Raw genomic sequence first — 6,056 nt, forward strand, 5'->3', positions numbered from 1 at the left:
AACCTGACCAGGGCCGGCGCGGCCCCGACAGGCCGCTGGCAACCATGCCGCCGACCGTGGCGGCACCGAAAGAGGGCGGTTCGCAGGCCAGCATTTGCCCGGCTTTATCCAGCACCTGCGCCAGCTCCATCAGAGGCGTACCGCAGCGTGCGGTGATCACCAGCTCGGTGGGGTCATAGCTGACAATGCCCCGATGGCCGCGGGTGTCGAGCACTTCACCGGCCACGCTGCGGCCAAGGAAGGCTTTGCTGTTGGCGCCCTGGATACGTAGCGGGGTGGCGTATTGCAGCGCCTGATTGACCTGCTCCAGCAACAGGGCGCTGGTATCGACATTGTCTGCACTGCGCATCAGAACCGCTCCAGTTCGGGGAAGGGCAGTTGCCCCATATGCACGTGCATGGCGCCCAACTCGGCGCAGCGATGCAGGGTGGGGATGTTCTTGCCGGGGTTGAGCAAGCCGCCGGGGTCGAAGGCGGCCTTGACGGCATGAAACAGGGTCAGTTCATCGCTGTTGAACTGCGCGCACATCTGATTGATCTTCTCGCGGCCTACGCCGTGTTCGCCGGTAATGCTGCCACCGACCTTGACGCAGAGCTCAAGGATCTGGCCGCCCAGAGCTTCGGCGCGCTCAAGTTCCCCGGGCTGGTTGGCATCGAACAGAATAAGCGGGTGCATATTGCCGTCACCGGCATGAAACACATTGGCCACTCTCAGGTTGTAGTGGGTCGATAATCCGGCAATGGCCTGCAGTACGCCGGGCAACTCACGGCGCGGAATGGTGCCGTCCATGCAGTAGTAATCCGGCGCAAGGCGACCTACGGCGGGAAAAGCGTTCTTGCGCCCGGCCCAGAAGCGCACCCGCTCAGCTTCGTCCCTGGCCTGGCGCACGGAGCTGGCGCCAGCCCGTTCAAGCACCTGGCGCACGCGCGCGCAATCGTCATGTACATCGGCTTCGACGCCGTCGAGTTCGCACAACAAGATGGCGTGGGCCTCGACCGGGTAACCGGCATGAATAAAATCTTCGGCGGCGCGGATGGCCAGGTTGTCCATCATCTCCAGTCCTGCGGGTATGATGCCGGCGGCGATGATGTCCGCCACGGCGCGACCGGCTTTTTCAACCGAGTCGAAGGCTGCCAGCAGCACTTTGGCGGTTTGCGGTTTGGGCAACAGTTTGACCGTGACCTCGGTAATGACCCCGAGCATGCCTTCGGAACCGGTAAACAGTGCCAACAGATCGAAACCGGGTGAATCGAGGGCATCCGCCCCCAGGGTCAGGTGCTCGCCGTCAACGGTCAGTATTTCGATCTTTAGCAGGTTGTGCACGGTCAAACCGTACTTGAGGCAATGCACGCCACCGGCGTTTTCAGCGACGTTGCCACCGATCGAGCAGGCAATCTGCGAGGACGGATCCGGCGCGTAGTACAGGTCATACGGCACCGCTGCCTGGGAAATGGCCAGGTTGCGCACACCGGGCTGAACCCGTGCAGTGCGGGCGTCGGGGTCGATATGAAGGATAGAGTTGAAGCGCGCCATTACCAGCAGCACGCCTTTTTCCAGGGGCAATGCCCCTGCGGACAAGCCGGTACCGGCCCCGCGTGCGACCACCGGCACGCGCAACTCATGGCAGATGCGCAACACGCCCTGTACCTCGTCCAGTTGGCGTGGCAGCACTACCAGCAGGGGTGTGGTGCGATAGGCGCTAAGCCCGTCGCATTCGTAGGGCTTGAGTTCTTCACGCTGATGCAGGACTTCAAGGTTTGGCAAGCGTGTGCGCAGGGTGCGCAGTAATACGGCTTTATCGACGTCCGGCAGGACGCCGTCGACGCGTTCATCGTAGAGGATGTTCATGGCGGCTCACGACACTCGATTGTTCTTATTGGAGGTCTGTTCCGTATGCAGCCTAGTCGCAAAGTGCGCCCTGTATCACTTGCAGGGTGATATCGGTGGCGCCGGTGTTGAAACCGGGGGTGATAAAAAGCGCTGTGCTACTGGCCCTTGAGGTACAAGGGCCCGCTAGCGGGGCAAAAGGTCAATAGGCCTTGGCGCTTTTGATATCGGCAATGATTTGCCGGGCGATGGCTTCGACCTGCTCCTGGGTCATGGCCGACATGACGCCTTCCCAGGCCGATGATGACGTATCGTAGGTCCGGGTCCCCAGCAACTGGCCGGTCTTCAGGTCGGTGAAGTCTGCACTTGAGTTGACCCAGGCATTCCCCACCATGATGCCTGCGCCATACCGTGCACCCGGCGTGATGTAGCGGAAGTTGCTTACATTGATCTTGATGCCCACACCGTCTTTTCCATCAAGGCTGAGCAGTTGGGACTCAGCAAGGCGGTAGCCCTCTGCAGAGGCTTCGGCATGCAAGGCCTCCTTCCATTCTTGCTTCAGCAGGGGCCAGTCCTCGTTCTGTTGAACCTTGCTGTTGCCTTCAAAGTTGACGCGCAGGTTTTGCTTGGCTGTTGCCTGGATCGGCAGCATGGGGCTGCCACCGCTTTTAACCGAGGCCGCGCAGCCGCTCAACAGTGAAATGGCCACGGCACAGTACAGCGCAGACGAGAGTTTGGAAGCGTTCATTGAATGTCCATATTCTGGGGATGAACGCTATCTATACCGCAACGCCTCAGATTTTTCACCGGCTTTAATGGCTCTTGGCCAGTATCGGCATCAGTGAAGCGTCGCCGCCCGACCGATTTCGCCAATCCGGATCCGGTCCAGCGCCCGATTTAGAGCATCAAGCGCGTCGATCAGGGCCTTGGCCTCGGCTTCGCGGCCATCACCCCACAGGCGTTCGGCCATTTTGTTGAGGGCCTGGATCGATTGTTCTATGCCAGCTGCCGTAGCTGCCGTAGCTGCCGGGTTTTCTGCGGTTTGCTTCTTGGACATGTCAAAAATTGCGCCATAAGTAATGGCTGCATACTAGCGCCGGATGCGGTTTTTTTGCCAACTGGCATCGCTGTGGAAGGTGCCTGTATCGCCACGCAGCACATAAAGGGTGGCCCTGTAGGCCGATGTCACCCGTGTGCATTGCAGGCCGCGAATCTTGTGGTACGCCCAGGCCCAGCCGTGGTTGGTTTTACTGCTCATCGGTGTGCCTGCGTTTTCATCATCTAGATCCTGAACGACATGAACCTGATTGGACTCGATTTCGCTCAGTAGTTCCCTGGCAATGACGGCTCAAACAAAATGATTTACATGAACAGTCATATGCAAATTATTGATTTACATGATGTCAAACCTATGGCTTTGCCTGGAATTCCTCTTCATCCATGAGCACCAGTGCGCCAACGATCAGTGCACGCATGCCGCGGTCCAGCTCGGCCTCCATCTCGATTTCTTCGGCCAGGCGCTGGGCTTCTTCAACGGGCTGGCCGGTGACTGAATACACCGTGTCGGCTACGGCAATTCCGTGGAAGGCCACGGTTGCCAGCAGCCAGCGGGCCTGCGCCTTGGTAATGGCGTAGACCTGGGCGATATGGCTCTGATGCTCGTCGATCTTGGCGAGCATCGGTTGGGTCGCCGCCAAGCGGCGAATCACGTAGGGCGTCAAGCCGGGGTGGGCCTTTACAAACAGGCGCACCGAGGTGGCAAACACCGTCAGGTAGTCCTTGAGTTCACCACGCTGATCGGCGTCGACCCGCGGTATCTGCCAGCGGGTGAAGATCTCTTCGGCGATCAGATTCTTCAGCGCCTCCAGATTGGCAACATGCTTGTACAGCGCCATATGACTGACCCCCAAAGCGGCAGCAACGCCGACAAAAGTGATACCCGGCAGGCCGATCTCGATGCCTGCTTCGACGATGCGCTCGCGGGTGATGGTGCGAGGGCGCCCGCGGGTCGCGGGTGGTTGTGAGGCGTTCATGGCCGTTCCTTGATCGGTGAGGAGTGTCTTGTAGCTGTCTTGTCAGCATTTCGCAAATTAGTTTATAGTCATGCAACTAATTAAGGTTCTCATTTGCGAGCCACTATCAGTTGCGCAGACACCCCCCTTGTTTGCGCTTAACCGGAATGCCAGTGGCCTTCCATTCTTATGACATTGCGGATGTTTGACTGGCATGGAAACTCCTCACACGGCTGCGGCCACACCCAAGATGCGTGGCCCTGTCAGCCAGGTGCTTCACCCGATTCGTGGGCGGCTGCTGATTGCCGCCCTGCTTGCGGGCGTTGGCGCCATGCTGACGCTGGTACCGCTGGCAGGTATTGCGCATGTCGCCGGGCTGGTTCTGGGTGACAACGCAATCACTGCTCATGAGGTGTGGCGGGCAGTAGGTGTCGGCGTGGCGAGTCTGTGCGCGGGCATGTTGTTGATATCCACCGGGGAGCTGCTGGCCCATCTGGCGGATAACCGTATTACCCACCACCTGCGCCTGGCCATTGTGCAGCGCCTGAGCCGCGTGCCCTTGGGCTGGTTCACCAGCCGGGGCTCGGGTGAGGTCAAGCAGGCGATGCAGGATGACATCAATACCCTGCACAGTCTGACGGCGCATTTCTACACCACCGTGGGGCGAGCGGTCGGCGCCATTGTGTTCTCGCTGGTCTACCTGTTTGTAATGGACTGGCGCATGGCAATTGTCTCGATCCTGCCGTTCCCGGGGTTCTTCCTGTTTTTTACCCGCGCCCTGAAAGCCAGCGAGAGCAACATGCAGGCGTTTGTCGAGGGCATGGGGCGTATCGACAATGCCGTGGTCGAGTTCGTCAATGGCATCCCGGTAGTGAAGTCGTTCGGGGCTGTCGGCAAGGCACACGGCAGTTACCGTGAGGCCGTCGATGCTTTCGCCCGGGCTTTTGTCGGTTTCACTCGCCCGCTGGTGGGTTCGATGGCCAATGCCAACGCAATGATCGCGCCGGTCGCGGTGCTGGGCGGCGTGCTGGCGTTCGGCACCCTGTTCGTGGCACTGGGCTGGATCGCTGCGCTGGATGTGCTGCCGTTCGCCCTGGTGACTCCGGGCCTGTGTGGCCCCTTGCTGTTGCTGCACTACATCACCCATGACCTCAACAATGCAGTGGGTGCGGCCCGGCGTGTACAGGCCCTGCTCGATACACCGGTGCTGGAGCAACCGGCACCGGGCATGCAGCAGATGCCCCGGGGCAGCGAAATTGGTTTTGAGCACGTTGGCTACTGCTATGAAAGCGCCGGCCGGGGGCTGGCGGACATCAACCTGGTTCTCAAACCCGGCACGACCACCGCTGTGGTGGGGTGCTCCGGCGCCGGCAAGTCAACCCTGGCGCGCCTGCTGCTGCGTTTTTTTGACCCGACGCAAGGGCGTATCACCCTGGGGGGTGTGGATCTGCGTCAGATTGAGACGGCAACCCTGTACCGGCATATCGGTTTTGTATTGCAGGAGGTACGGCTGATCCACGCCAGTGTGCACGACAACATTGCCCTGGGCAGACCAACGGCCACCCGCCAGCAGATTGAGGATGCTGCGCGCACGGCCAATATCCATGCGCGCATTGTTGCCCTGCCGCGTGGCTATGACTCGGTGGTGGGTGAGGATGCGCAGTTTTCCGGCGGTGAGTTGCAGCGGGTGAGCATCGCCCGTGCCGTGTTGCTCGATCCGCCCGTGCTGGTGCTCGACGAGGCCACGGCGGCGGCGGATGCCGAAAGTGAAGTGGCCATCCAGGATGCACTCTCGCGTTTTGCCGGCGGCCGCACCTTGCTGGTCATCGCGCACCGGCTCGACACCGTGATGCACGCAGACCAGATCATCGTGCTCGACAACGGCACGATTCACGAGCAGGGCACCCACGGCGAACTGCTTGCCCGCAAGGGCCTTTATGCCCGCCTGTGGGCGCAGGGCGACTACTCATTCTCTGCAGAACTGGCGGTGCCGTCATGCTGAAACCCTTGTTAGAACTGTTGGGCGACGACGCGCCCGTGCTGCATCGTTATGTCTGGATGGCAGTGTTTTATGGTTTGCTCAGCGGGCTGACACTCACCACCCTGGTACCGGTGCTGGGGCATTTGCTCGCTAACGATCTACGAGGTGCAGCATTGTGGCTGCTGTTGACGCTTGCCGGCATGGCTGTGTGCTGGGCCTGCCGGCGCCGGGTGGAG

7 protein-coding genes and 1 pseudogene are annotated in these 6,056 nt (G+C 60.5%); 2 read left to right on the plus strand and 6 right to left on the minus strand.

What is annotated here, in order from left to right; translation table 11 throughout:
* The 6 genes from GHO42_RS01280 to GHO42_RS01300 all read right to left on the minus strand — a co-directional run.
* Positions 1-349: FAD-binding protein (locus GHO42_RS01280; protein WP_153384083.1), on the minus strand; the 349-nt coding region annotated here is incomplete at its 3' end.
* Entirely contained in the window at positions 349-1,848 is a 1,500-nt protein-coding gene (gene glcD, locus GHO42_RS01285; RefSeq protein ID WP_153328347.1) for a glycolate oxidase subunit GlcD, read from the minus strand. The genes GHO42_RS01280 and glcD, both read right to left, overlap by 1 nt.
* Positions 1,849-2,029: 181 nt before the next feature.
* Positions 2,030-2,575, minus strand: a complete 546-nt coding sequence (locus GHO42_RS01290; RefSeq protein ID WP_095000130.1) for a DUF4410 domain-containing protein — start codon at positions 2,573-2,575, stop codon at positions 2,030-2,032.
* A 90-nt stretch (positions 2,576-2,665) separates the two neighbouring features.
* Positions 2,666-2,884 (minus strand): hypothetical protein, encoded by a 219-nt coding sequence (locus GHO42_RS01295; RefSeq protein WP_153328349.1) that lies wholly within the window; start codon positions 2,882-2,884, stop codon positions 2,666-2,668.
* A gap of 33 nt (positions 2,885-2,917) precedes the next feature.
* Complete coding sequence (locus GHO42_RS25625) at positions 2,918-3,085, minus strand: hypothetical protein (RefSeq protein WP_165446467.1); 168 nt, start codon at positions 3,083-3,085, stop codon at positions 2,918-2,920.
* Positions 3,086-3,236: 151 nt separating this feature from the next.
* Positions 3,237-3,860, minus strand: coding sequence for a TetR/AcrR family transcriptional regulator (locus tag GHO42_RS01300; protein WP_095000132.1), 624 nt, complete (start codon positions 3,858-3,860; stop codon positions 3,237-3,239).
* Between the two features lie 193 nt (positions 3,861-4,053).
* Between GHO42_RS01300 and GHO42_RS01305 the strand changes: the two genes are divergently transcribed.
* On the plus strand, positions 4,054-5,841 hold the full coding sequence (locus GHO42_RS01305; protein ID WP_133145172.1) for an ABC transporter ATP-binding protein: 1,788 nt from the start codon (positions 4,054-4,056) through the stop codon (positions 5,839-5,841).
* Positions 5,835-6,056 (plus strand): annotated as a pseudogene (locus GHO42_RS01310) (ABC transporter ATP-binding protein); the annotation flags it as partial. The gene GHO42_RS01305 and the pseudogene GHO42_RS01310, both read left to right, overlap by 7 nt.

The organism is Pseudomonas sp. FSL R10-0056 (assembly GCF_009600105.1).
Lineage (GTDB): Bacteria > Pseudomonadota > Gammaproteobacteria > Pseudomonadales > Pseudomonadaceae > Aquipseudomonas > Aquipseudomonas bubulae.

Coding starts and splice junctions, on each gene's coding strand:
- glcD (WP_153328347.1), bottom strand. CDS start 1,848: ATGAACATCCTCTACGATGAACGCGTCGACGGCGTCCTGCCGGACGTC.
- GHO42_RS01290 (WP_095000130.1), bottom strand. CDS start 2,575: ATGAACGCTTCCAAACTCTCGTCTGCGCTGTACTGTGCCGTGGCCATT.
- GHO42_RS01295 (WP_153328349.1), bottom strand. CDS start 2,884: ATGTCCAAGAAGCAAACCGCAGAAAACCCGGCAGCTACGGCAGCTACG.
- GHO42_RS25625 (WP_165446467.1), bottom strand. CDS start 3,085: ATGAGCAGTAAAACCAACCACGGCTGGGCCTGGGCGTACCACAAGATT.
- GHO42_RS01300 (WP_095000132.1), bottom strand. CDS start 3,860: ATGAACGCCTCACAACCACCCGCGACCCGCGGGCGCCCTCGCACCATC.
- GHO42_RS01305 (WP_133145172.1), top strand. CDS start 4,054: ATGGAAACTCCTCACACGGCTGCGGCCACACCCAAGATGCGTGGCCCT.